The sequence below is a fragment of the Flavobacterium alkalisoli genome, from assembly GCF_008000935.1.
In the GTDB taxonomy this organism is placed as follows: Bacteria; Bacteroidota; Bacteroidia; order Flavobacteriales; family Flavobacteriaceae; genus Flavobacterium; species Flavobacterium alkalisoli.
Genome location: NZ_CP042831.1, coordinates 1,935,398 through 1,961,673, shown reverse-complemented (window position 1 = coordinate 1,961,673; position 26,276 = coordinate 1,935,398). Strand labels below are relative to the sequence as shown.

Genomic DNA, 26,276 nt, shown 5'->3' with positions numbered 1-26,276 from the left:
TTACGGCAAATAATTTTGATACACATGAAATTTGACAAGATAATTGTTTCTGAAAATGCTTTTAACAGCGAAGACACCAATGCTATTATCAACTCTAATATAGCAGTGATAAACCTGCTTCGTGAAGAAGGTGTAGCAGACGAAGATATACATGAAGATGCTCTTATAAGCTATTATCTTGATTATTATACCTCGCAGGTAAATACCGATGGTTTTGCCAAGTTTGTATATAACTCACAATGGACCGAAAACCTTAACGAGATGCTTGAACAAGCTTTTGAAAAGGTAGGTTCTCAGGCGAATTTGGATTATTTTAGAATGCAGACAGAAAAAATCGATTCACTTACCCGTAAGGAGTTTGATGGCTTTATGGATCAGGAATTTGGCAAGAGTCCTATAAAGGATAAAATAGATGACGACACTTATTTTGAAATTCCTGAAGCATTAGTAACACTTAATGCCCAATGGTTAAGAAACCATCCGGATCTAAAAGTAATGTCTATTGAAGATATGTACACTGAACTGGAAAAGTTCATCGGAAGAAAAATTGAGAGATAACACTCCTTAAATAAAAACCCTGCTAAAAAGCAGGGTTTTATATATTTATCATTGATATTTCTCGACTTCGTTGCACTTCGCTCGAAATGGAAAACTTATTAAACGAAAACAGGCTCGTTTACAAACTCCATTCTTACTATACCGTCTTCATCAATTTTGGTAAGTTTTATTTCGTGTAAGGTATTTACCAGTTCCGGATTCCAAGGTGTCTTTACTTTTACATAATTTTCTGTAAATCCGTGAATATAACCTTCCTTGTTTTCACCTTCAAACAATACCGTTCTGGTGGTACCTATCTGGCTTTCATAAAACGCACGGCGTTTTTTAACCGAAAGCCCCCTAAGCATTTTGCTTCGTTTGCTTCTCACGTTCATAGGTACTACTCCATCCATCTCGGCAGCAGGTGTATTATCCCTTTCAGAATAAGTGAACACATGCAGGTAAGATATTTCCAGTTCGTTAAGGAAGTTATACGTTTCCAGGAAATGCTCATCGGTTTCACCAGGGAAACCAACAATAACATCCACACCAATACAGGCGTGTGGCATTACCTCCCTTATTTTAGATACACGTTCTGTATACACATTGCGCAGGTAACGTCTCCTCATCAGTTTAAGGATATCATCACTACCCGATTGTAATGGTATATGGAAGTGCGGCACAAACGTACGGCTTTGGGAAACGAATTCTATGGTCTCATTTTTAAGCAGGTTAGGCTCGATAGACGAAATCCTTAAACGCTCAATACCTTCAACATTATCTAATGCCTGAACCAACTCATAAAAAGTATGTTCGTGCTTTTTGTTACCAAACTCACCTTTTCCGTAATCTCCAATATTTACACCGGTAAGAACTATTTCCTTAATATTCTGTTCAGATATTTCTTTGGCGTTTTTAAGTACATTCTCTAAAGTATCACTTCTTGAAATACCCCTTGCCAACGGAATGGTACAATAAGTACATTTATAATCACAACCATCCTGCACCTTTAAAAAAGCACGGGTACGGTCGCCTATAGAATAACTTCCTACGTAAAAATCGGCCTCCGATATTTCGCAGGAATGCACCTCACCCATATCATTTTTAGAAAGGTCGTTTATATAATCGGTAATCTTAAATTTCTCTGTTGCACCAAGTACAAGGTCAACGCCGTCTACAGCAGCAAGCTCCTCCGGTTTTAACTGTGCATAGCAACCTACTGCCGCCACAAAAGCCTTCTCATTCTTCTTTATCGCCTTTTTTACTATCTGTTTAAACTGCTTATCGGCATTTTCTGTAACCGAGCAGGTATTGATAACATAAATATCAGCCTCATCTTCAAAATCAACACGATCAAATCCTTCGTCCTGAAAACTGCGGGCAATAGTAGATGTTTCTGAAAAATTCAGTTTACATCCTAAAGTATAAAAAGCGACTTTTTTCCTGTTTTCCATTGTATAAGCTCCTTGTAAAGCTGTAACTTTAATTATATTTACCTCTACAAAAAAGAGGTTGCAAATTTACATACAAAAATCGACTTGATGAAATCAATAATAACCTATATATCAATTTGTTGCTTATTTCTCCTTTTTATATCCTGCTCCGGCGACAAAAGCCAAAACCGCGACCATCTTGTTTTCAGGTATAACGAAAATGCCGCCGTAAACTCTCTTGACCCTGCTTTTTCGCGCATAAGGCCGTCTATTTGGGTTTGTAACCAAATGTTTAGCGGACTGGTACAGCTTGACGACAGCCTGAATATAAAACCGGACATTGCTAAAAGATGGGAAATATCCGAAGACGGAAAAACCTATACTTTCACACTACGAAATGATGTATACTTTCATAAAAGTGATTTATTTGGCAGTGACAGTACCCGTACTGTAAAAGCAGCCGACTTTACCTATAGCCTTAACCGTTTATTGGATGAACAGGTAGCCGCTCCCGGAAGATGGATACTACAAAATGTTGAGAAATTTTATGCTGTAAACGATTCGGTTTTTGAAATACAGCTCAACAAAACCTTTCCTGCCTTTTTAGGACTGCTAACCATGAAGTATGCCTCTGTGGTACCTCATGAAGCTTTTGAAAAACAGGGTTACAACTTCAGGTCAAATCCTATTGGTACCGGTCCTTTTCAATTCAAGATATGGGAAGAGAATGTTAAACTCGTTCTGAGAAAAAATCCTTTATACTATGAAAAGGACGAGCAGGGTAACCAACTGCCTTATCTGGAAGCTGTAGCAATTACTTTTTTACCCGACAAGCAAAGTGGTTTTCTTCAGTTCGTTCAGGGTAAACAGGATTTTGTCTCTGGCTTAGACCCTTCTTATAAAGATGAAATATTAACTCCAAAAGGACAGCTTCAGCCAAAATATACTGATAAGGTTTCTATGATTACAGGGCCTTATCTTAATACAGAGTATATGGGATTCAGACTGGACGGTCCGGATGATGCTGTAAAAGACAAAAGAATACGCCAGGCACTTAACTATGGTTTTGACCGTGCTAAAATGATTATGTACCTAAGGAACGGAATGGGTACTCCCGGCACCAACGGAATGATACCTACCGGGCTTGGTGGCTTTGGTTGCGAAGGCTATAATTACAATCCAGCCAAAGCCAGGGAGCTTGTGGCTTCCTATAAAACAGAAACAGGAGATAAGAATCCTAAGATACAGATAAGTACCAGTGCCTCTTACCTTGATATAACCGAATACCTGCAACGTGAATGGCAAAAAATAGGATTAAATGTAGAGGTTGATGTTAATCCGCCTTCTACCCTTTCGCAGGCCATTTCTACCGGAAAAGTTTCTTTCTTTAAAGCCAGCTGGATAGCCGATTACCCTGATGCCGAAAATTATCTCTCTCTATTTTACAGCAAGAACTTCTCTCCCGGAGGACCTAACTATACTCACTTTAAAAACGAAGAGTTTGACAGGTTATACGAGCAAAGCTTTTTAGTAACTGATGATAAAAAACGTCAGGAGATTTATAAACAGCTGGATGCTATAGTCATGGAAGAAGCTCCTGTAATTGTCCTTTTTTATGATAAGGCTGCCCGTTTTACAGGTAATGATGTAAACGGACTAGGAATTAACCCGCTAAACCTGCTTACATTAAAAACAACCAGAAAGGATAAGAATGAATAAAGCTACTTGTGGTTATTTTTTCTCCATTCCCACGGATTGATAGGGTTTTGCTGTACCCACAATCCTTTATACTGTTTTTTTGCCTGAGTTTCAAGTTCCTTTAAACTTTCGTTTTCAGAATATTTGTAACGCCATGCCAGTCCTTCCTTAACCAGTTGGGCATTTACATTAATCGTATCATTTACATATACATATCCTAATATCCGTCCATACTGGTCACGACCTCCATCGGCCTTTACGGTTACCGTTTTACCATAACATAAGCTATTAGCATATTGCTTCGCTTCCTTACCAAACGGTTGTCCCGTTTCAGGACAGTCTATATCCAGCAGGCGTATCCTTTCTTTTTTTCCTTTATAGAGAACCTTAAATGTATCGCCATCACTTACCGACACTACTTTACCCGTAAATTGGGTTAACTCTGTATCGTGTGCGGTCTCAGGACTTTCGGGTTTTGTAAAGTCATTATTCTTTACAACAACAAAATAAAAAAAGAAAGCCAGCAATAACAGCAGGCTTCCCAGTTTCGTTTTATTCCGATTAGATTTTTTTCTCAAACCTGTATAATTATTCTTTTCTCCATTTTTTGGTTTCCTCAAACACATGCTCCAGTATGGCAGCATCCTGTTCGGTAAACTCTACATTACGTCTTGACATTACAATACGTGCTGTTTCAAAAGCCTTTTTAGTAATATAGGTAGTGAAGCCTGAAGCTCCTCCCCAAGAATAGCTTGGTACAAAGTTGCGAGGGAATCCGCTACCAAAAATATTGGCGCTCACCCCTACTACTGTACCAGTATTAAACATGGTATTGATACCACATTTACTGTGGTCTCCCATCATAAGTCCGCAAAACTGAAGTCCGGTCCTAACAAAACCTTCCTTTTCATAGCTCCACAGTTTTACTTCCTCATAATTATTCTTAAGGTTAGAGTTATTGGTATCAGCACCTAGGTTACACCATTCACCAAGCACTGAATTCCCTAAGAAACCATCATGACCTTTGTTTGAATAAGCAAACAGTACCGAATTACTTACCTCTCCCCCTATTCTTGAATGAGGACCAACCGTAGTTGCTCCATATACTTTTGTAGCTAATTTTACCTGAGCACCTTCGCAAAGCGCAAACGGCCCACGGATTACAGAGTTCTCCATAATCTCACTATCCTTACCAATGTATATTGGTCCGGTTGAAGCATTAAGTGTTACAAATTCCAGCTTTGCACCTTCTTCAATAAATATGTTTTCGGCAGCAATAACATTAACACTCGACGGTATAGGTTGCGAAACCCTGTCGGCAGTAAGAAGCTCAAAGTCTTCTCTTATGGCTGCATCATTATTTTTAAATATATCCCACGGATTTTCAATTCGCAGGCAGTCTTCGGTATATTCAATAGCTTCATAGCTATCAAAATCTACTTCTTCCTGAGTATCTTTTGTGTAGAAAGCTATAACCTCATCACCATAAAATATAGCCTGGTTTTCCTCAAGGCTTTGTACCATCTCGGCAAGTACCTCATTAGGCAGGAAAGAAGCATTAATCATAATATTCTCTTCCATCTCTACCATTGGGTATTTATCCATAAGGTATTCTTCGGTAAGAGTGGTTGTGGTATAGCCCAGATATTTTTCCCATTTTTCACGTATGGTTAATATTCCCACACGAATATCGGCAACAGGCCTTGTAAATGTAAAAGGCAGCAGGGCGTTGCGCACCGTTCCGTCAAATAATATGTAGTTCATTACTGTGGTGATTAGCGTTAAAAAGCGACTGCCACGAATTTACATCAAATCTTTTCAATAAAAAAGTTTCAATAAGATTTAGGCAGGGATACCATTTCGTTAAAAATAAAAAAGCCTTCCGTTTCGGGAAGGCTCTTGTATGATATATAAATTCAGAATTATTTTTTGAATTTAGCGTATTTGTTTTTGAATTTATCAATACGACCAGCTGTATCGATAAGTTTAGATTTACCAGTGTAGAAAGGGTGTGAAGTTCTTGAGATCTCCATTTTCACAACCGGATATTCAACTCCGTCAACTTCAATTGTTTCTTTTGTATCTGCTGTAGATTTAGTAATGAAAACATCCTCGTTAGACATGTCTTTAAAAGCTACTAATCTGTAATTCTCTGGGTGAATACCTTTTTTCATCTTTGTAAATTTTTATTGTTTGGCTGCAAAACCATTTCGCGGCTTCCCTTATCAGAAAGGTGTAAACGTTTTACAACTTTTTGTTTTTAAACTTTTTAATTCAGAGCGCAAAAGTACAACTATTTTTTTAATATCAAATAGTATATAGTATTTTTTTAGCTGTAACGATATTATATTTTTAGCGACTCATTAATAGTGTAATTAGTATATTTGTAGATTAAAATCAAACCAATCAAAAAATAACAGCAATGACAGAAGCAGTAAAAAAGAACGGGATAAACTTTGGGGTAATATTAGGGGTAATTTTTGTATTATGTTATGTAGCAATGTATAGCATTGACTTAAAATACTTTGTTAACATGTGGCTGGGTATCGGCATCATTTTTTTAGGTCTGATAGTTGGCATAATATCTGTAGTTAAGGCAAAAGTTGCTCAAAATGGCTTTATAAGCTTTAAACAAGCTTTTACAACTTTCTTCATAACATTGGCAATAGGCCTTGCAATCAGCACTGTCTTTAATATAATCTTATTGAATTTTATTGATCCAGCCGCAAAAGATGTGATTAGACAACATTTAATTGACATTACTATTCATTTTGGGGAAAAATATAATGCTCCTGTTGAGCAGTTAAAACAGCAGGTAGAATCTATTAAAAATACTGATAGTTATAGTGTTTTTAATATGATAAAGTCTTACTTCTTTATATTAGTATTATATATAATAATAGGCCTTATCGTAGCAGCTGCATTCAAGAAAACTCCAACACACGAGCAATAATTAATGAACTTATCCATAGTTATACCACTCCTTAATGAAGAGGAGTCTTTAAAAGAATTACACCAGTGGATTGTTAATGTAATGACCGCCAATAATTATACCTATGAGGTTATTTTTATTGACGACGGCAGTACAGATAATTCGTGGGGCATTATAGAGCAGCTTGCTGCACAAAATCCATACATAAAAGGTATACGCTTTTTACGTAATTATGGTAAATCGCAGGCATTGCATGCCGGTTTTGCCAAAGCCCAAGGTGATGTTATTATTACTATGGATGCCGACCTGCAGGATAGTCCGGATGAAATACCGGAACTGTACAATATGGTTACACAACAGGGATTTGATCTTGTTTCAGGTTGGAAAAAGAAGCGTTATGACTCGGTGATATCTAAAAACCTACCATCTAAACTTTTTAACTGGGCCGCCAGAAAAACATCAGGTGTAAAGCTTAATGATTTTAACTGCGGACTTAAAGCCTACAAAAATGTAGTGGTTAAAAACGTAGAGGTTTCAGGAGAAATGCACCGTTATATTCCGGTACTTGCTAAAAATGCAGGTTTTGGCCGTATTGGTGAAAAGGTTGTAATACATCAGGCCCGTAAATACGGAATCTCAAAATTTGGCATGAGCCGTTTCATTAACGGATTTCTTGACCTTATCACTATATGGTTCCTTTCGCGTTTTGGTAAAAGACCTATGCACCTTTTTGGCGCTATGGGAGTAGTTATGTTTATAATAGGTTTCCTTTCGGCTTTATATATAGGTATTACTAAGCTTTATAAGCTATACCATAACGAACCGGCAATACTGGTTACAAACAACCCTTGGTTTTATATAGCGCTTGCCACCATGATAATTGGTACACAGTTATTCTTAGCAGGCTTTTTAGGAGAGATAATCCTAAGAACAAAAAGCAATGAAGAACGTTATAAAATAAGTGAAACTTTATAAAAGACATATTTAATATGTCTTTTTCTAAATATAAAAGATATGCATATCGACCAATCGATACTTGATAAAGTTAATGTGTGGCTTTCACCTCTTTTTGACAGCCAGACGCAGGAAGCTGTTAAGGAAATGATGACGTCTTCACCAAAAGAACTTGAGGACAGCTTCTACAAGAATCTTGAATTCGGAACCGGCGGAATGAGAGGCATCATGGGGCCCGGCACTAACCGTATTAATAAATATACACTTGGCAAAGCTACTCAGGGCCTTAGCAATTACCTGAAAGATGTTTTTAAAGAACAGGAAATAAAAGTTGCTATAGCTTATGACTGCCGTAACAACAGCGACACATTAGCTAAAACTGTAGCCGATGTTTTCTCTGCAAACGGAATTAAAGTATATCTGTTTAGTGACCTTAGGCCAACTCCGGAACTATCTTTTGCTGTAAGACACCTAAGCTGCCATGCAGGTATTGTACTTACCGCATCACACAACCCACCGGAATATAACGGCTATAAAGTATACTGGCAGGATGGAGGACAGCTTGTACCTCCTCAGGATGGAGAAATTATAAAGGTTATTGAAGCATTAGAATATGATCAGATCAACTTTAATGCAAACGAAAATCTTATTGAATATATAGACAGCGAAGTTGACAAAGCATTTTTGGGCGCTTCTGTTGAGGCAGCAACTTTCAATACACCTCAGGAGGTAAAAGGTGCCTTAAAGATTGTTTTTACTCCGTTACATGGTACATCGGTAACACTTATACCTGATTTACTAGAAAATGCAGGTTACAGTAATGTGCATATTGTAGCAGAACAGGCAGCACCAAACGGAAATTTCCCTACTGTAAAATCTCCAAATCCGGAAGAACCTGAAGCACTGGCAATGGCAGTAGAACTGGCTAATGAGGTAGATGCTGATATTGTTGTAGGTACTGACCCAGATAGCGACAGGCTTGGTGTTGCAGTAAGAAACGAACAGGGAGTTATGACATTGTTAAATGGTAACCAAACCATGATACTGATGACTCACTTTCTTTTAGAGCAATGGAAAAAGCAAGGCAAAATAACCGGACAGCAGTTTATTGGTTCTACTATAGTATCTACACCAATGATAATGGATCTGGCAAGTGACTATGGCGTAAACTTTAAAGTAGGACTTACCGGCTTTAAATGGATTGCCAAAATGATAGTTGACTTCCCTGAACTGCAGTTTATTGGTGGTGGTGAAGAAAGCTTCGGATACATGGTAGGCGATTTCGTTAGAGATAAGGATGCCGTTACCTCTACCCTATTGTTATGTGAACTGGCTGCACAGGCAAAAGCCAATGCAAGTTCACTTTATCAGGAACTTTTAAAACTATACGTTAAATATGGTTTCTATAAAGAGTACCTGATATCATTAACCAAAAAAGGTATGGATGGTGCTCAGGAAATAAAACAGATGATGATTGACCTACGCGAAAATCCGCTTAAGGAAATTGACGGAGAACGTGTTGTAATGATTGAAGATTACCAATCGTCTACTGCAAAAAATATGTTTACAGGTGAAGAAGAAGCGTTAACTTTGCCAAAATCTAACGTGCTTATCTATTATCTGGAAGACGGCACAAAAATATGCGCAAGACCAAGCGGTACAGAGCCAAAAATCAAGTTTTACTTTAGCGTAAACAGTACACTTGATAAAGTGGAGAATGCCCGTGAAGTGGAGGCAATTCTTGATCAGAAAATCAGGAATATTGTACAAGAGATGAATTTGATATAATAAATGGATTACTTTAAAAAAATATTTCGCTTTGCGAAACCCTACAAAAGGTATGCTTACCTAAATATATTCTTTAATGTTTGGTATGCTTTATTCAGCGCACTTTCTTTTGTTGCACTAATACCTATGATGACTGTTCTCTTTGAAAAGGAAGAACAGATTTTCACCAAACCTGTATATCAAGGCTTTAGAGATACCGGAAGATACCTAAAAGACTATATGGGGTATTACATCAGTACCACCTCAGATGAACACGGACAACAATATGTTCTTTCCATAATGATAGGGCTCATCATTTCCCTGTTCCTTCTCAAAAACCTTTGCAACTATGGAGCAATGTACTTTATTACTTTCTTAAGAAACGGAGTACTTAAAGACATAAGAGATGCCATTTATAATAAAACGGTAGCATTACCTATTTCGTTCTTTTCAGAAAAAAGAAAAGGTGATATCATGTCGAGGATATCGTCAGACGTATTAGAAATACAGCACTCTTTCCTTTCTATTCTGGAGCTTATAGTACGCGAACCGTTAACAATACTTTTTACAATCATTACAATGTTTGTAATAAGCGTTAAGCTAACACTGTTCGTTTTTATCTTCATTCCGCTTTCAGGATGGCTTATATCAATTGTAGGCAAGTCATTAAAAAGGCAATCCGATAAAGCACAAAGAGAACAGGGCTATTTTCTTTCTATATTGGAAGAAACACTGGGCGGACTTAAAGTGATTAAAGGTTTTAATGCCGAAAAGATTTTTGAAGGTAAGTTTGGTGAATCCAACAACCGTTTTTTTCACCTGTCAAATAAAATACTAAACAGACAAAACGTAGCCACTCCATTAAGTGAGTTCTTAGGAATAGTAGTTATTGCTGCCCTTTTATGGTTTGGAGGACACATGGTACTTGTGGAAGGCACACTAGACGCACCCGACTTCATCTCTTACATGGGACTTGCTTACAATATCCTTACTCCCGCAAAAGCCATTTCAAGAGCTTCATACAACGTAAAGAAAGGCAATGCAGCTGCCGAACGTGTTATGGAAATACTGGAACAGGATAATCCTATCATAACCAAACAGGGAGCTATAGAAAAAGCCTCTTTTGACAACAGCATTTCCATTGAAAATATCAACTTCAGATACGAAGATGAAAACGTACTTAAAGAATTCTCGCTAACCGTACCTAAAGGGCAAACCGTTGCACTTGTAGGTCAGTCCGGTAGTGGTAAAAGTACCATTGCAAACCTGCTTACCCGTTTTTATGATGTACAGGAAGGAAGCGTAAGAATAGACGGAACTGACATAAGGGATTTAAGTTTGCATTCGTTACGCGGGCTTATGGGACTTGTTACCCAGGACAGCATTCTGTTTAACGATACTATCAGAAACAATATAATGCTGGGTAAACCTGATGCTACCGAAGAAGAAGTTATGGCAGCACTTAAAATTGCCAATGCCTACGAGTTTGTAAAAGATCTTCCAAAAGGCATAGATACCAATATAGGCGATAGTGGTAATAAACTTTCGGGCGGACAAAAACAACGTTTAAGTATTGCCCGTGCCGTACTTAAAAACCCTCCTATCATGATTCTTGACGAAGCTACTTCTGCTCTTGATACAGAAAGTGAAAGACTGGTACAACAAGCGCTTGAAAACATGATGCAAAACCGTACTTCAGTAGTTATTGCACACAGGCTATCTACCATACAAAAGGCCGACAGAATTGTAGTAATGAAAAAAGGGCGTATTGTAGAACAGGGTACTCACAATGAGCTTATGGCAGCAGACGGCACTTACAAAAAGCTGGTCGCCATGCAGTCGTTTGAATAAGACTATAACGTTATATGATAATAATACGTTAAGAATGGCTGCAATATTGCAGCCATTCTCATTATACGATAATTTTGTAAAAAAATTACTATGCCTAAAAAAGCTATAATATACGATCTTGACAATACTATATACCCTGTACATGCAATAGGTGACAAACTTTTCGCGCCCCTTTTTGACCTTATCGCCGAAACAGGACTTCACAGCGATAATCTTGAAGCTATTAAAAAGGAAACCATGAGAACACCTTTCAGGCTCGTAGCCAAGGAATTCGGCCTTAGTGATGACTTAACCCAAAAAGCTATTGACGTTCAGGAAAGCCTTGAATACAGCCAACCTATAGCCGCTTTTGAGGATTATCCCGAGATTAAAAACATACAGGCCGAGCGCTTTTTGGTTACTACTGGATTTGAAAAAATGCAGTATTCTAAAATCAAGCATCTTGGTATTGAAAATGACTTTAAGGAAATTCATGTTGTAAACCCTGTACTTACCAGTAAAAAGGAAGTGTTTGACAGTATATTGAAACGCTATAACTACAAACCTGAAGAAGTTCTTGTGGTAGGTGATGATCCAAAATCGGAAATTCAGGCTGCAAAGGATTTAGGTATAGATACCGTTTTATACAATAAGTTTGGGTGGCATGATATTAAATCGGCTACTTATGTTATAGATCATTTTAAAGATCTTAAAGATATTTTCCTTAACAGTTAAAACTAATAACACTTTTTTAACCGTAGTAATAAGGAACATTCGTAACTTTAAGTACAAATATCCCTCCCATGCATGTTTCTAATGAGCAGATAACGCGTCCGGATGCCGACACTATAGTATGGAAATACCTTGACCTGTCTAAGTTTCTGGATCTCCTGTTATGCAAACAACTCTTTATGTCGCGGTCTGATAAATTTGAAGACCAGTATGAAGGCACTTTCAGCGAGCCCACTTTTGAGGAACTGAAAAAAATATCTGAAAACAATCCTGAATTTTTGGACTCCTATAAAACCCATCGTGAAAATGTGGTAATAAGCAGTTGGCATATAAACGAATATGAATCATATGCGATGTGGCAGATATTTACCCAGAATAGTGAAGGGCTTGCCATACAATCAACTGTAAAAAGGCTAGAAGAAGCATTACAGCCTGAAACACGCTATGAACAGCATATAGGCGAGGTTAAGTATATAGATTACAAAAAAGAATACATTCCGTTTGATAATGACTTTTTCCCTTTCCTGTTTAAAAGAAAAAGCTTTCAGTATGAAAGAGAGGTTCGTATAATATCAAACCTTACCAAACACAATCTTAATATTAATGAAGGTGTCAAGATAAATATCGATATCAATAAACTTATAGAAAAAGTATACATACACCCCAAATCAGAGAACTGGTATAAAAACCTGGTTTTCCAACTTATGGAACAATTGGGCTTTAATTTTAATATTGAAAAATCGGATTTGGAAAGCGATATCCTTATTTAGTATACAGGCTCATAAGCTTCCACCGTCCATTCACCGGAATTAAGCTGGCAATACTGATAATGCACTTTGTCGTTCTTATCAAAAGCACCATTCTTATTGATGTCCTCAATAGTACGGAAATAAAGCCTGTTTTGAGCATCTATAATATTCCAGTCTATAAGCTCCTGCATATCTTTAGAAAGCTTGGTAAAGTTCTTTCCGCTTATATCACTTATATATAAAGAGCGAATGTCATTAGAATCTACTTTACCATCCTGGTTGGTATCACTATCAACAAGAGTATATACTAAAATTTGTTTTTTGGTCCTTTCGGCAACAGTATTTAAATAAGTGGCTGTTTGTATCTGTACAAGCTTATCTGTTAACGGATTTAAGGCTGTAGAATCTATGTGTTGAAATTTAAGGTTTTCAAAATAACCGGTAAGCTCATAACGGTTATAGTTAGATATTGCGTAGCTCACATTATTCATCCTGCTACTTCCGTATGTTTTAATGTTGTCATCATAAATACGCATATCCCCTACCGGATGGATAAGGTATTTTGTTCCTTCCATATGTACCGGAAGATCGGCAACCTTAATCTGAGAAGAATCCGGCTTTCTCACAGCCTTTTTAGCTTCAATAGATTCTTCATATTTCACCTTAGGTTTTTCTTCTTCTTTTTTACAGCTAATGGTGAATAATGACGTAAGGGCTAATATAACAACAGCAACTTTTTTCATTGTATAGGGAATATCGGTATCCTGTATTGAATACCATATCAAAAATAAACAAAATGTTTCAAAAAATTAAATCCTGGCCGAAAGCTTAAGGCTAAATACGCGTGATGTTAAATAATTAGGAATACCATATTGATTTTTAGTATACACATCCCTCACCCATGTATTTGTAATAGCATTTTGGTTATTAAACAGGTTAAATATCTCTAAGCCCAGTGAAAGCTCCTTAAACGTAGAAAGCCAATGATCTTCGTCATATTTCTTTTCAACTCCCGGCCCTGTAAACACATAAGAAAAACCTATGTCGGCACGACGATAATCGTTAAGCCTTGACTGATAAATATAAGGATCGGCATAAGAAGGAGAACCTCCCGGAAGCCCTGTATTATAAACCAGATTAAGATACATTTTGATATTAGGGATGTTAGGCACATAATCCTGGAAAAGGATACCAAACTTAAGTCTCTGGTCGGTTGGACGTGATATATATCCCCTATCATTAAGATTTTCCTCGGTTTTCATGTATCCAAAACTCAGCCAAGACTCTGTACCCGGCACAAACTCCCCGTTAAGCCTCATATCCAGTCCGTAAGTATATGCAACGGCATCGTTGTTAGCGCGGTATCTTATCCTTACGTTTTCTAAAGTATAGGTATTAACATCCGTAAGGGTTTTATAATAAGCCTCAGATACTAACTTGAATTTCTTGCCTTTTTTAGTTTTAAAACTATAATCGTTAGACAACACTACATGAACCGAACGCTGTGCATCTACATTGGTATTTATAGAACCATCCTGCGCCCTTAACTCACGATAAAAAGGAGGTTGGTAGTAATATCCTCCTGAAAGCCTGAAAAGCATATCCATTTCCCAAGCCGGTTTTATTGAAAATTGTGCCCTTGGGCTAACTACAATTTTACTGTCGCCATCTTCATAACCTCTTGCGGTTATTTGCCATTGTTGTGCCCTCACACCTGCATTCATCCAAACCTCACTTCTACCCCATTTTGCTCTTCTGCTCCATTGTGCATATCCCGAAAACCTGTTTACCTGAGTAAAATTTGTTGCCCTTGCTCCGCTGTAAGGTACAAGCGGACCTGTATATGGATTATAGGGCTGATCGTTACGTGGTAAATCTACAATTGGCGGATTTATCGAAAAACCTGCAGAGTCTATAACCTGCCATTCTACCAAGCGGTCATGAATATCTTCACGGGTATATTTTACACCCCATTCAATTTTATTCTTTTCCAGATCATGAAATCCTTTTACCTCTGCATTTACAATTAAGGCATCAAGATCATTACGACCGTGATTTAGTTCTGAACCTACAGCCCTGGCAAAACGCACGTCACCAAAAGTTTCAGAACCAATATTGGTATCTACCTCTCCAAGTGCATACTGCGCCAATATATCGAAGTGTTCCTGCTCCTGAGTATGGTATATGGAACCTATTACCTTTAGGGTAAAATCTTCAGATACAATGTAAGTTGATTTTAAAGCACCAAAATAGGTTTTGTACTCATCCTTTTCCTGTCCGTCATAAAATATCTGAAGCGCAATAGGGTCGTCTATGGTTCCAAAGTTGGTTTGCCTGTAAAAAGGCTGGTAATGATATTTATTTTCAGATACATTTCCTAAAAAACTTATTTCCCACTTTTCATTAGGATTAAAGTTTACCATTGTCTGTATATCTGCAAAAGTAGGTTTGTAGTTTGTTTCGGTTTGCTGACTGTTTACCAATAAACTGTTATCACGGTAACGCCCGCCTACAACCGCATTCCATTTTTTATCTTTAGAGACTCCTTCAACCGTTAGGCTACCTCCTAAAAAGCTGGCTTCAAGCTGTGCCCCAAAATCTACCGGCCTCCTGTAAGTTATATCAAGAACCGACGACAACTTATCTCCATATCTGGCCTGAAATCCTCCGGCAGAAAAATCTACATTTTCTACCATCGCAGTATTTGTAAAACTTAAACCTTCCTGCTGACCGGAACGGATAAGGAAAGGACGGTATATTTCCACATCCTCCACATACACAAGGTTTTCATCATAATTACCGCCTCGCACAGCATACTGTGTACTAAGCTCGTTATTGGAATTACCTCCTATAATCTTAATTATATTTTCCACTCCGGGCATTGCTCCGGGTATTTTCCTTATCGTTTCGGGAGATACGCTTATAATCCCCTCGACCCTCTTCCTGTCTACAGTTTTATCTATAACAACATTTTGCAGCTCTGTATGCCCCGTAAGCATGATAAAGTTCATTTCTGCCGTATCATTAGCCTGCATCACAACATCTAATGAAGACAGCTTAAAGCTTGTATGTTCAAACCACACCACAACTTCCCTCTCTATAGGAATTTCAATTTTATAAAAACCATTAACATCAGATATGGTTCTTACAGTACCTTCAATATCGGCATAATAAACATTAACCCCTTCTATAGGCTGCCTGTTTTCGTCCAGAAGTATACCATACATAATAGGCTTTTGTTGAGCAAATACTACAGCGCTAACCAGTAAAAAAGCCAGCGTAAATAACTTATTTATCTTTTTCAACAGACGTTGTTTTTTGAGTTCTGAAAAAATGTGTTTCAAAGGTAGCAGAATTTCCCACATTATCGGTAACCGTAACTTTTAAATCGTTACGCCCCTCATCTACAATACCATCACTAAAATTATGATAAATTATGCGTGTCTTGTAGTCATAATGCATCAATATCCACTTACCGTTAAGCCAGGCATCAAAGGTAGCGATACCCGAAAGGTCATCACTAATCTTAAGGCTAAACGTTTTGTTTGAACTTAGCCATTTGCCTTCTGCAAAGCTAGGGCTGAATATTTTAGGCGGCGTGTTATCCTGCGCCAGCTTAAATTTACCCAAGTATCTTACCTTAGCCGTTAGCTTGCCGTTTTCCATATAACTGTTGTTATATAGAATTCTGTTACCGTCTACACCAGCTATAAATGTTCTTTGCAGCACTTCGGGCGACAGATGGCTAACGTCAAAAGAAACGATAATATTGCCATGAACCGGAACCGAATCGTCATGAAGATATAAGATTGAATCTTTTACATCAAAGTCCATGTAAAAGTCTTCATACAGTGTATTAGCAGGAATAAAAACCGAAACCCCGTCTTTTGTATAGCTGTTATCATTAGCCATTTTAACAAAATAAGGCGTTATCTTTTTTGGCTGTGTAATGGTTGCAGGCTTGTCGCTAAACTCAACAATCCCGTTCACCACCCTCTTATTGCCGTGAAAATCAGAAACCACAATACGGTAGTTTACCGTTTCTCCTTCCTTAACTTCAATCTGTCCGTTTGTGGCGTTATCCCTAATCACGTCCAAAGGATAAGGGGTTGTTACAAAAAGCTTTTGGAAACGCTGCCCGTTAGCCATATACTTTTGGTAATCTATATAATAGTTGATATAACGCGACTCATCAAAAGCAAACTGGTCGAAAACAGCCTTAAAACCCGGTGATCCGTTTACAAAAGTCTCAACTTTAAAAACACCGTTATTACCCAGGCTTCCCGTACTCTTGTCGGTAGCATTTATAGACAGCCCAACGTTACCTCTGGCATATATCTTATCGGCCAGATAAGTCCCGTCCTTTAGTAATTTCAAGTGCAGTGTAACCGGTTTTTCCGATTCATTTACCACAGCCTTATCCCCCAAAGCATAAGCCATCATGCCATAAACCGTAGGCATTTGGGTATCTTTCATTATCTTGTTCAAACCAAAGAATAACGGATTGATTATCTCCTCAGTTTTGGTATCACGATATTCAAAATGAAGGTGTGGCCCACCGGAACCTCCCGTATTACCGGATAACGCAACGAGTTCGCCTTTATCAACAGGCAATTCTCCCGGTTTTGGGAATAACTCTATATCAAAACTTTTCTTTTCATATTGCTTAGCTCTCACATACTCCTCAATCTTTGTAGCATATTCACTTAAATGCCCATAAAGCGTGGTATATCCGTTAGGATGATCTATATACAAAGCCGTACCATACCCATAGCTGGAAACCCTAATGCGCGACACATAACCTTCGGCAGCGGCATAAACAGGCAGTCCGGTTTTTTGCTCGGTACGATAGTCTATACCGGCATGAAAGTGATTGCGCCTAAGCTCACCAAAAGTCCCCGAAGGGTGCAACGGCAAATCCATTGGGGAACGGAAATAGTCCTCGGGATAAGTGTTTTGGGCAAATAAAGCGGTTGAATATAATAGAAGTAAAAAGAAAATTCTCATATGGCTAAATTATAAAAAAGCACCCGAAAAAATAGTGCCAAAATCTGTTTGTTATAACTGTTTACATAACAAATTATTACGGTAAACATAAAGATATTGTAATAATTTTTATAACAAACAGTTGTATGTAATTAAAGTAATATTAACTTTGTAGAATCATGTAATGAAGTTGACTGTAATGAACGGATTATCCGAAATAGTTGATTCTCTTGAAAATAAGCTGCAAAAGCTGGTCCAGAAAACGGAAAAGCTTGAAAGGCAAAATCAGGAACTGGCGAACGAAATTACGCGTTCGTCTTCGGTTATCAGTGGTCAGGCACAGGAAATAGCTTCTCTGCAAAAGCAGATTGAATCGCTAAAAACCGCCAATTCATTACTGGGCAGTGACGAAAATAAGAGGGATACAAAACTCAAAATAAATTCATTGATCCGCGAAATTGATTATTGCATAGCACAACTTTCTGACTAGCAGGAAATGGATGAAAAACTAAAGATAAAGATATCAATTGCCGACAGGGTATACCCGTTAACAGTAACCCCGGCACAGGAAGAAGGCCTGAGAAGCGCTTCCAAAAAGATTGATACCATGATCAAGCAGTTTGAAGAAAACTATGCCGTAAGAGACAAGCAGGATGTACTGGCAATGTGTGCGTTGCAGTTTGCAGCACAGGTTGAACAAAAGCAGATTGACAAGTCTACCGACTTTGAAGAAGCTTTTAACAGACTGCAGCAGATGGATGAAAAACTGGGTAAATTCCTCTCAGATAAATAAAAAAACGTTCTTAAACATACGTCAAAAATACTGCCTACATTAGTACATATTTGATAAACTCAACACTAACAAATTAAAATGGGTGAATCATCGCTACTAAAGCAAGCTGCCTTTGAGCAGATCCTTGAACAGCGGGTTAGCCCAAAACTTGTCTTTACGAGTTTATACAATCTTCCTGATGTAGGCTTTTTTTATATATATATTTTACATAAACAAACTATGGACTCGACACTATTGATAATTATTGGCAGCATCGCGGGGATCGGATTCGGATTCGGGATTGCAAAATTCCTGGAGAAGAAAAACGTTTCCACTCTTATTAAAAACGCGAAGAAGGAGGCGGCATCAATATTAAAAGATGCCAAGACAGATGCCGAAGCCATTAAAAAGGATAAATTACTGCAGGCAAAAGAAAAATTTCTTGAGCTAAAGGCAGAACATGAACAGGTAATACTTGGCAAAGACAAAAAAATTGCCGAGGCTGAAAAAAGAACCCGTGATAAAGAATCTCAGGTTTCTAATGAGCTTGCTAAAACAAAAAAGCTTAACGACGAAGTTGAAGCTAAAATTACCGATTACAACAACCGTATAGATTTTCTTGACAAAAAGCAGGCTGAGATTGACAGGCTACACAAAAGCCAGGTAGAACAACTTGAAGTTATTTCAGGCCTATCGGCAGAGGAAGCTAAAAACCAGCTTGTAGAGAGCCTTAAGGCAGAGGCTAAAACCACTGCTATGTCTCATATACAGGATACTATTGAAGAAGCTAAGCTTACCGCACAACAGGAAGCTAAGAAAATCATTATCAACACTATTCAGCGTATTGGTACGGAAGAAGCTGTTGAAAACTGTGTATCTGTATTCAACATCGAATCGGATGATGTAAAAGGTAGAATTATTGGTCGCGAAGGTAGAAACATCCGTGCCCTTGAGGCGGCTACAGGAGTTGAAATTATTGTTGACGATACTCCGGAAGCTATCATCCTTTCTTGTTTTGACCCTGTAAGAAGAGAAGTTGCTCGTCTTGCACTTCACAAACTTGTTACAGACGGTAGGATTCACCCTGCACGTATTGAAGAAGTTGTTGCTAAAACAGCAAAACAGATTGAAGACGAAATTATTGAAGTTGGTAAACGTACGGTTATTGACCTTGGTATCCACGGATTACATCCTGAACTTATCAAAATTGTAGGTAGAATGAAATACCGTTCTTCTTACGGACAAAACCTTCTACAACACTCTCGCGAAGTTGCTAAGCTTTGCGGACTTATGGCTGCAGAACTTGGACTTAACGTTAAGCTTGCAAAAAGAGCAGGTCTATTACACGATATAGGTAAGGTGCCGGATACAGAAAGTGATCTTCCACACGCATTACTTGGTATGCAGTGGGCTGAGAAATATGGTGAGAAAGAAGAAGTTTGCAACGCTATTGGTGCTCACCACGACGAGATTGAAATGAAATCACTTCTGTCTCCTATCGTTCAGGTTTGTGATGCTATTTCAGGTGCAAGACCGGGAGCAAGAAGACAGGTTCTTGATTCTTATATCCAGCGCCTTAAAGACCTTGAGGACATCGCTTACGGATTTGGCGGAGTTAAGAGTGCTTATGCAATTCAGGCAGGTAGAGAGCTTCGTGTAATTGTTGAAAGTGAAAAAGTAAGCGACGAAATGGCTGCTAACCTTTCATTTGAAATTTCACACAAAATCCAAACAGAAATGACGTATCCGGGGCAGGTAAAAATTACTGTTATCCGCGAAACCAGAGCTGTTAATATTGCTAAATAATACGGAAGTAATCCGTTTTATTATAAAAAAGCTGCCCGAAAGGGCAGCTTTTCCTTTTTAACAATAAACACCATCATTTCCAGCCACCACCCAAAGCCTTATACAATTCGGCCAGGGCACTTAGCTGGTCTCTCTTTAATGCTGCCAGGTCTAGCTCACTCTGAAGTACGTTACTTTGAGCAGTAATCACTTCAAGATAGTTTGCCATCCCGCTGTTAAACAATTTGTCAGCATTTCCGGTAGCCCTTTGTAAGCTTGCTACCCTTTGTTCAGCAAACTGCTGTTCTTCCTTAAGCTTTTCTATTTTTACCAAAGCATCAGAGACTTCACTAACAGCTACCAATACTCCCTGTCTGAAAGCCAGCACAGCCTTTTCCCTTTCTACTTTAGCCACTTCATATTGTGTCCTTAATCTTTTATTATTCAATAAAGGCTGAGCAACGCTTCCTGCCACAATACCAAATAATGAAGAAGGCATATTAAACCAGTTATCCGATTTAAAAGAGTTTAAACCACCAGATGCCGTAATATTTAATGCAGGATACATTTGGGCTTTTGTAACCCCTACCCTTGCATTTGCTGCTGCAAGGTCATATTCAAACATTTTGATATCCGGCCTTCTGCTCACAACTGCTGCGGGTACACCGGTAGTTAATATTCTCATAAACAGGTTCAAGATCTATAGAAGCTATTCTTGCAATTTCAGCCGGAAGCTCTCCGGTAAGTACACTAAGTGCATTTTCCTGAAGTACAATCTCTTTTTCAAGCATTGGCACTATTTGAGCTGCATTAAGCCTTTGCGCTTCTGCCTGCTCTACGGCAAGTGAGGTAACCTGCCCCGATTCAAACTGCATTCGTATTATACGAACAGTATTATTACTTAAATCAAGGTTTTTTCTTGCAACACTTAACTGCGCATCAAGCATAAGCAGGTTATAATACCCCTGAGCAACACCAGACACTAATTCCGTTTGTATTGCTTTTTTAGCCTCTTCAGTTTTCAAATATTGGGCTAAAGCCTCTTTTTTCCTGCTACTTATTTTACCCCAAATATCTGCTTCCCATGATAATGACAGTCCGGCATCATAATTCTCTACATGGCTTGTCCCTAAAAAATTATTAGCGCTTAATCCGTTTAAACTGTTTTCGGAGGGGATTGTAGAGCTTGCCGTTACATAAGCATTAAGTTGCGGCACATTACCCCATTTAGACTGCTTAAGTAATAATCTTGAAGCCTCAATATTTTTAAGGGCCTGTTGTAGGTCATAATTTCCTGAAAGGGCCTTATCAATCAGTTGCTGTAAAGTAGCATCCGGAAAAAAAGTACGCCATTCAATATCGGCAATTGTCGAAGTATCTGCGGTAGTAATTGCATTTCTGTATGCTACAGGGAGGTCAGGTTGTGGAGTTTCCACATCCTTAGAGACCTTACACCCTGTTAGCATGAGAAAAAGAACAGATAAAAGATATATATATAAATTTTTCATTGTTGATATTTTAGAGGCTCCTCCTTAAGAGGAGCCTTAATAAATTAGTTCATCAGTTCAAGTTCTGCAGGTTCCAAATGTTCCTGCTTAATTGTTTTAGGTTGCGGTTTACCCGATATTTTTTCCTGAATGTACTGGAATACAATAAACAATACAGGAATGATAAACAGACCCAGTACTACTCCCGAGAGCATACCTCCGGCAGCACCAATACTGATTGAGTGGTTACCTTTTGCAGATGGCCCTATGGCAAACATCATTGGTATAAGTCCTACAATAAAGGCAAGCGATGTCATTATAATAGGCCTTAACCTTAATTTAGCCGCTTCCAGTGAAGCAGAAAGCAATGTTTTACCCTGCCTTCTTCTCTGCACCGCAAACTCTACAATAAGGATGGCATTTTTAGCAAGAAGACCTATAAGCATTACAAGTGCCACCTGTACATAAATATTATTAGAAATACCTGTCAAACCAATGGCTGCAAATACCCCGAATACACCTGTAGGAATAGAAAGTATTACCGCTAATGGTAGTATATAACTTTCATACTGAGCTGCAAGAAGGAAGTAAATAAACAGTAAGCTTAAAAGGAAAATTACTGTTGATTGTCCTCCGGAAATAATCTCCTCTCTTGTTAAACCTGAAAACTCATAAGAGTACCCCTGAGGCAGGTATTTTTCGGCAACTTCTTCAACTGCTTTAATTGCCGCTCCCGAGCTGTATCCCGGAGCCGGAATTGCATTAACCCCCATAGAGTTAAACAGGTTGTAACGTGATGCATTCTCCGGTCCGTAAACTCTTTCCAGTTTAACCAATGTATTTACCGGTACCATTTCACCGGTCCTGTTTTTCACATACACCGCATTAAGCGATTCAGGCGTGGCACGATTATCTTTATCTGCCTGTACCATTACACGGTAATACTTACCAAATCGGTTAAAGTCAGACACCTGTGCACTACCGTAGTAAGCCTGTACTGTTTGCAGTAAGTCTTTTACACTTACACCAAGCTGCTCGGCTTTTACATCGTCCACCTGTAATTCATACTGAGGATAATCAGCCCTGAAAGGCGTAAAGGCAACGGCAATCTCATCTCTTTTCATAAGTTCGCCAATAAACCTGTTTCCAACCTCACTAAACTTATCCAGTTTACCTCCGGTACGATCCTGAAGTACAAAATCAAGTCCGTCAATATTACTGAAACCTGGAACGGTAGGGAATGTAAACACAAAGAAGTTAGCTCCTTTTACTAAGGAAAGCTTACCGCGCACCTCATTCATAATATCCTCTATATCGCTTATCTCTCCACGCTCTTTTAACGGTTTAAGATTAAGGAAAAGCACACCAAATGAAGGGCTCGACGACTGCGTAAGCATATTAAAGCCTGAAAGTCCGTCTATTTCCCTGTTAGCCTTTACTGTATTAATTACACCTTCGGCCTCTTCAAGAATCTTAATGGTACGGTCAAGGGAAGTACCTGCCGGCATCGATACCGATACAGCTATGAATCCCTGATCTTCTGAAGGTATAAACCCTGACGGTGTCGTTTTTACCATCCATACGGTAGCCAGAATAACTAATCCTAATCCGCCAAGGCTAATCCATTTATTGCGAATAAGAAAACGAAGGCTTCCCATATATCTGTTGGTTACTTTTTCAAATCCATTATTAAATCCGGCAAAAAAGCGTTGCTTGAAAGTGGTTTTAACAGCATGTCCGTTTTGATTGTGATGATGATTATCCTTAAGGAAAAGCGCTGCTAAAGCCGGACTTAGTGTTAATGCATTTACTGCTGATATAACAATGGCTATTGCCAGGGTAAAGGCAAACTGCCTGTAAAATACCCCTGTCGAGCCTTCCATAAAACCTACCGGAAGGAATACTGCCGACATAACCAGTGTAATGGAAATAATAGCTCCTGTAATTTCACTCATTGCCGATGTGGTTGCATGCTTAGGCGACATACCCCTCTCCATTTTAGAGTGTACTGCCTCTACCACTACAATAGCGTCATCCACCACAATACCAATGGCCAATACAAGTGCAAATAATGTTAGCAGGTTTATTGAAAACCCAAAAAGGCTCATGAAAAAGAAAGTACCCATAATAGCAACCGGAACCGCTATGGCAGGAATAAGTGTTGACCTAAAGTCCTGCAGGAACAGGAATACCACTATAAACACAAGTAAAAATGCCTCAACAAGTGTTGACTTAACCTGAGAAATAGAGGCATCAAGCATTACCTTTGTGTTATAAATATTTACACGTTTTACTCCTTTAGGGAAACTTTTTTCTGCCTTATCCATCAGCTCGCTGATAGCAATCTGAATATCATTTGCATTAGAACCCGGTAACTGGATAACCATAATATTAGTTCCCGGTTTACCATTAATCCTGGTAAAGTTACCATAAGTATAAGAACCAAACTCTACACGTGCCACATCCTTAAGTCGTAAAATTGACCCGTCTGGATTGGTACGTATAATCATGCTTTCATAATCGGCAGGCTTACTTAGCTTACCTTTATATTTTATAACATACTCAAATGATTCGGCACTGTTCTCTCCAAACTTACCGGGAGCAGCCTCAAGGTTTTTATCCTGTATAGCTGCCATCACTTCTTTAGGGGTAATGTTATAAGTAGTCATTTGGGCCGGTTTTAACCACACCCTCATGGAATAATCTTTATTACCACCAAAAATTGCTGCCTGACCTACACCCGGTATCCTTTTAATCTCAGGAATAATATTGATTTGGGCGTAGTTAGTAAGAAATGTCTGGTCGTATGTTTTTTCATCTTCAGAATATAAAGCGGTTACCATAATAAGGCTGTTTTGCTGCTTAGCTGTGGTAACACCTGCCTGTATAACTTCTGATGGCAGCTGGCTGGTAGCCTGAGCCACCCTATTTTGTACGTTTACTGCTGCCTGATCTGGGTTGGTACCCAGTTTAAAATATACTGTAATAACCAATGAACCGTCATTACTGGCTGTTGAGCTCATGTAAATCATGTTCTCTACCCCGTTGATGGATTCCTCAAGTGACGGAGCAACCGAACGCAGAACCGTTTCTGCATTGGCACCCGGGTAAAGGGCCGTAACCTGAACAGCAGGCGGTGCGATATCCGGGAACTGCTGTAATGGCAGTTTAAAGAGGCCAATTACCCCTAAAATTACCAATAGGATGGATATGACCGTAGCCAAAACCGGCCGGTCTATAAATTTTCTAAACATCTTTGTTTCTAATTAAATTGTTGGTTATAAATTACTTGGAAGCCATTTCAGATTCTGCTTTCTGCGGAACTACCACAGCTCCTTCCTGTAAGTTTTCAAAACCTTTTGATACTATCCTGTCTCCTGCTTCAAGTCCTTCAGAAACTAAATAATCAGTACCGCTTTTACCTATTATGGTAATTGGTTTCCTTGCAACTTTATTATCTTTATCAACAGTGTAAACAAATACCCTGTCCTGTACCTCAACGGTTGTAGCCTGTGGTACAAGTATAACATTATCATGTGCCATACCTAAACGCACCCTTCCTGTATTGCCTGAACGTAATAATCCTTTACTGTTAGGGAAACTAGCCCTCAGGGTAATTGCTCCGGTTGTTCGGTCAAACTGCCCGTCTACCATATCAATTTTGCCCTGAGTTTCATACACGGTACCATTTGCCAGAACAAGTGAAACCGGAGGAAGGTTTTTAATTTTTTCGTTAAGGGTATTTCCTTCATACCTGTCTCTAAAGCTTAAGAAATCTGACTCTCCCAGTGAGAAATAAGCATGTACAACAGCAATATCTGAAAGTGTGGTTAAAGGCTCAGGATCTGAGGCAGAAACAAGGCTTCCCTGCTTTTTAGGCAGTCTGGTAATGTAACCGTCTACAGGTGCTGTAATTAAAGTATAGCCTAAGTTTATTTTTGCAGAGGCTACTGCGGCTTCAGCCTGTTTCTTATTAGCTTCAGCTACTTTTAGGGATGCCTTTGCCGATTTTAACTGGTAGTCAGACACTACTTTTTCAGCTACTAACGGAGTCAGTTTTTCAACTTCTAACTGTGCATTTATAAGAGCTGCCTCAGCTGCGTTAAGATTACCTACAGCGCTGTTTAACTGTTCGCGATAACGGTGATCATCTATTTTAAAAATAGACTGCCCTGCTTTTACAAAAGCTCCCTCATCCACATATAATGTTTCAAGATATCCGTCTACCTGTGGGCGTATCTGTACATTCACCCTTCCCTCTACCATTACAGGATATTCCTGATATGTAGTTGCTTTACCCTTGCTGATGGATAATACCGGAACCGGTATGGCCTGTGCGGCCGGGGCTGATGCCGTGTTACCTGTACAGGCAGATACCAAGATTGCAATTGCAAGAATTAAGATTAATGTGATTCGATTCATAATACTATTAAATTATTTAATGGTGTTAAATTGTTAGATAAAATTTTTTTTGATTAAAATGATTGCTTGAGTATTTTACATAGATTAAATGATTTAACGATGTTAAGTAATGATTAAAAAAATATGATTGATGAATTAATTTACAGTTATAAACTATTTAACAGTGTTAAGCAGAAGGTCAAAAAAATAGAT

The 26,276-nt window shown here is 38.5% G+C and carries 22 protein-coding genes and 1 other RNA gene; 12 read left to right on the top strand and 11 right to left on the bottom strand.

Features of this window, described 5'->3' with window-relative positions:
* The first annotated feature begins 24 nt into the window (after positions 1–24).
* Entirely contained in the window at positions 25–558 is a 534-nt protein-coding gene (locus FUA48_RS08950; RefSeq protein WP_147583209.1) for a DMP19 family protein, read from the top strand.
* 98 nt (positions 559–656) lie between these two features.
* Here FUA48_RS08950 and mtaB read toward each other — a convergent pair whose 3' ends face one another.
* Positions 657–1,991 (bottom strand): tRNA (N(6)-L-threonylcarbamoyladenosine(37)-C(2))-methylthiotransferase MtaB, encoded by a 1,335-nt coding sequence (mtaB, locus tag FUA48_RS08945; RefSeq protein ID WP_147583208.1) that lies wholly within the window; start codon positions 1,989–1,991, stop codon positions 657–659.
* Positions 1,992–2,078: 87 nt separating this feature from the next.
* On the opposite strand from mtaB, the gene FUA48_RS08940 reads away from it, so the two are divergent.
* Positions 2,079–3,689, top strand: a complete 1,611-nt coding sequence (locus FUA48_RS08940) for an ABC transporter substrate-binding protein (RefSeq protein ID WP_147583207.1) — start codon at positions 2,079–2,081, stop codon at positions 3,687–3,689.
* A gap of 2 nt (positions 3,690–3,691) precedes the next feature.
* Here FUA48_RS08940 and FUA48_RS08935 read toward each other — a convergent pair whose 3' ends face one another.
* From FUA48_RS08935 to FUA48_RS08925, 3 genes are all read right to left on the bottom strand, one after another.
* A complete protein-coding gene (locus FUA48_RS08935) occupies positions 3,692–4,246 on the bottom strand; it encodes a thermonuclease family protein (protein WP_168196959.1) in 555 nt (184 codons plus the stop codon).
* Between the two features lie 10 nt (positions 4,247–4,256).
* Complete coding sequence (locus FUA48_RS08930) at positions 4,257–5,432, bottom strand: GlmU family protein (RefSeq protein WP_147583205.1); 1,176 nt, start codon at positions 5,430–5,432, stop codon at positions 4,257–4,259.
* Between the two features lie 158 nt (positions 5,433–5,590).
* Positions 5,591–5,842 carry a type B 50S ribosomal protein L31 gene (locus FUA48_RS08925; RefSeq protein ID WP_129749530.1) on the bottom strand — a complete coding sequence of 84 codons (252 nt, stop codon included), beginning with the start codon at positions 5,840–5,842 and terminating at the stop codon, positions 5,591–5,593.
* A gap of 248 nt (positions 5,843–6,090) precedes the next feature.
* Between FUA48_RS08925 and FUA48_RS08920 the strand changes: the two genes are divergently transcribed.
* The 6 genes from FUA48_RS08920 (at position 6,091) to FUA48_RS08895 (ending at position 12,653) form a co-directional block, all read left to right on the top strand.
* Positions 6,091–6,621, top strand: a complete 531-nt coding sequence (locus FUA48_RS08920; RefSeq protein WP_147583204.1) for a DUF4199 domain-containing protein — start codon at positions 6,091–6,093, stop codon at positions 6,619–6,621.
* Between the two features lie 3 nt (positions 6,622–6,624).
* Entirely contained in the window at positions 6,625–7,575 is a 951-nt protein-coding gene (locus FUA48_RS08915) for a glycosyltransferase family 2 protein (protein ID WP_147583203.1), read from the top strand.
* A gap of 39 nt (positions 7,576–7,614) precedes the next feature.
* Positions 7,615–9,342 (top strand): phospho-sugar mutase, encoded by a 1,728-nt coding sequence (locus tag FUA48_RS08910; protein WP_147583202.1) that lies wholly within the window; start codon positions 7,615–7,617, stop codon positions 9,340–9,342.
* Between the two features lie 3 nt (positions 9,343–9,345).
* Positions 9,346–11,172 carry an ABC transporter ATP-binding protein gene (locus FUA48_RS08905; protein WP_147583201.1) on the top strand — a complete coding sequence of 609 codons (1,827 nt, stop codon included), beginning with the start codon at positions 9,346–9,348 and terminating at the stop codon, positions 11,170–11,172.
* A gap of 90 nt (positions 11,173–11,262) precedes the next feature.
* On the top strand, positions 11,263–11,886 hold the full coding sequence (locus FUA48_RS08900) for an HAD family hydrolase (RefSeq protein ID WP_168196958.1): 624 nt from the start codon (positions 11,263–11,265) through the stop codon (positions 11,884–11,886).
* Between the two features lie 68 nt (positions 11,887–11,954).
* Positions 11,955–12,653: a DUF2971 domain-containing protein gene (locus FUA48_RS08895; protein WP_147583199.1), complete on the top strand. Its 699-nt coding sequence runs from the start codon at positions 11,955–11,957 to the stop codon at positions 12,651–12,653.
* Here FUA48_RS08895 and FUA48_RS08890 read toward each other — a convergent pair.
* The 3 genes from FUA48_RS08890 to FUA48_RS08880 all read right to left on the bottom strand — a co-directional run bounded on the left by FUA48_RS08890 (position 12,650) and on the right by FUA48_RS08880 (position 17,639).
* The gene (locus tag FUA48_RS08890; protein WP_147583198.1) at positions 12,650–13,375 is read right to left on the bottom strand and encodes a hypothetical protein; all 726 of its coding nucleotides are present in this window, start codon (positions 13,373–13,375) and stop codon (positions 12,650–12,652) included. The genes FUA48_RS08895 and FUA48_RS08890 overlap by 4 nt on opposite strands.
* 66 nt (positions 13,376–13,441) lie before the next feature.
* Entirely contained in the window at positions 13,442–15,937 is a 2,496-nt protein-coding gene (locus tag FUA48_RS08885; protein ID WP_394349205.1) for a TonB-dependent receptor, read from the bottom strand.
* Positions 15,921–17,639, bottom strand: a complete 1,719-nt coding sequence (locus tag FUA48_RS08880; protein ID WP_147583196.1) for a M23 family metallopeptidase — start codon at positions 17,637–17,639, stop codon at positions 15,921–15,923. The genes FUA48_RS08885 and FUA48_RS08880 overlap by 17 nt, the downstream gene beginning before the upstream one ends.
* Positions 17,640–17,817: 178 nt before the next feature.
* On the opposite strand from FUA48_RS08880, the gene FUA48_RS08875 reads away from it, so the two are divergent.
* The 4 genes from FUA48_RS08875 to rny all read left to right on the top strand — a co-directional run bounded on the left by FUA48_RS08875 (position 17,818) and on the right by rny (position 20,196).
* On the top strand, positions 17,818–18,108 hold the full coding sequence (locus FUA48_RS08875) for a DUF3450 domain-containing protein (RefSeq protein ID WP_147584972.1): 291 nt from the start codon (positions 17,818–17,820) through the stop codon (positions 18,106–18,108).
* A 6-nt stretch (positions 18,109–18,114) separates the two neighbouring features.
* Positions 18,115–18,411, top strand: coding sequence for a cell division protein ZapA (locus FUA48_RS08870; protein ID WP_147583195.1), 297 nt, complete (start codon positions 18,115–18,117; stop codon positions 18,409–18,411).
* A gap of 57 nt (positions 18,412–18,468) precedes the next feature.
* Positions 18,469–18,575, top strand: a non-coding RNA gene (gene ssrS, locus FUA48_RS08865) — 6S RNA.
* Between the two features lie 55 nt (positions 18,576–18,630).
* Positions 18,631–20,196, top strand: a complete 1,566-nt coding sequence (gene rny, locus FUA48_RS08860; RefSeq protein WP_129749519.1) for a ribonuclease Y — start codon at positions 18,631–18,633, stop codon at positions 20,194–20,196.
* Positions 20,197–20,269: 73 nt separating this feature from the next.
* Here rny and FUA48_RS18525 read toward each other — a convergent pair whose 3' ends face one another.
* The 4 genes from FUA48_RS18525 to FUA48_RS08845 are packed head-to-tail and all read right to left on the bottom strand — an operon-like array spanning position 20,270 to position 26,084.
* Complete coding sequence (locus FUA48_RS18525; RefSeq protein WP_240732576.1) at positions 20,270–20,860, bottom strand: TolC family protein; 591 nt, start codon at positions 20,858–20,860, stop codon at positions 20,270–20,272.
* Complete coding sequence (locus FUA48_RS18520) at positions 20,793–21,683, bottom strand: TolC family protein (protein ID WP_240732574.1); 891 nt, start codon at positions 21,681–21,683, stop codon at positions 20,793–20,795. Before FUA48_RS18520 ends, FUA48_RS18525 begins: the two co-directional genes overlap by 68 nt.
* A gap of 44 nt (positions 21,684–21,727) precedes the next feature.
* Positions 21,728–24,916, bottom strand: a complete 3,189-nt coding sequence (locus tag FUA48_RS08850) for an efflux RND transporter permease subunit (RefSeq protein WP_147583194.1) — start codon at positions 24,914–24,916, stop codon at positions 21,728–21,730.
* Positions 24,917–24,947: 31 nt separating this feature from the next.
* The gene (locus FUA48_RS08845; RefSeq protein WP_147583193.1) at positions 24,948–26,084 is read right to left on the bottom strand and encodes an efflux RND transporter periplasmic adaptor subunit; all 1,137 of its coding nucleotides are present in this window, start codon (positions 26,082–26,084) and stop codon (positions 24,948–24,950) included.
* Between the last annotated feature and the right edge of the window lie 192 nt (positions 26,085–26,276).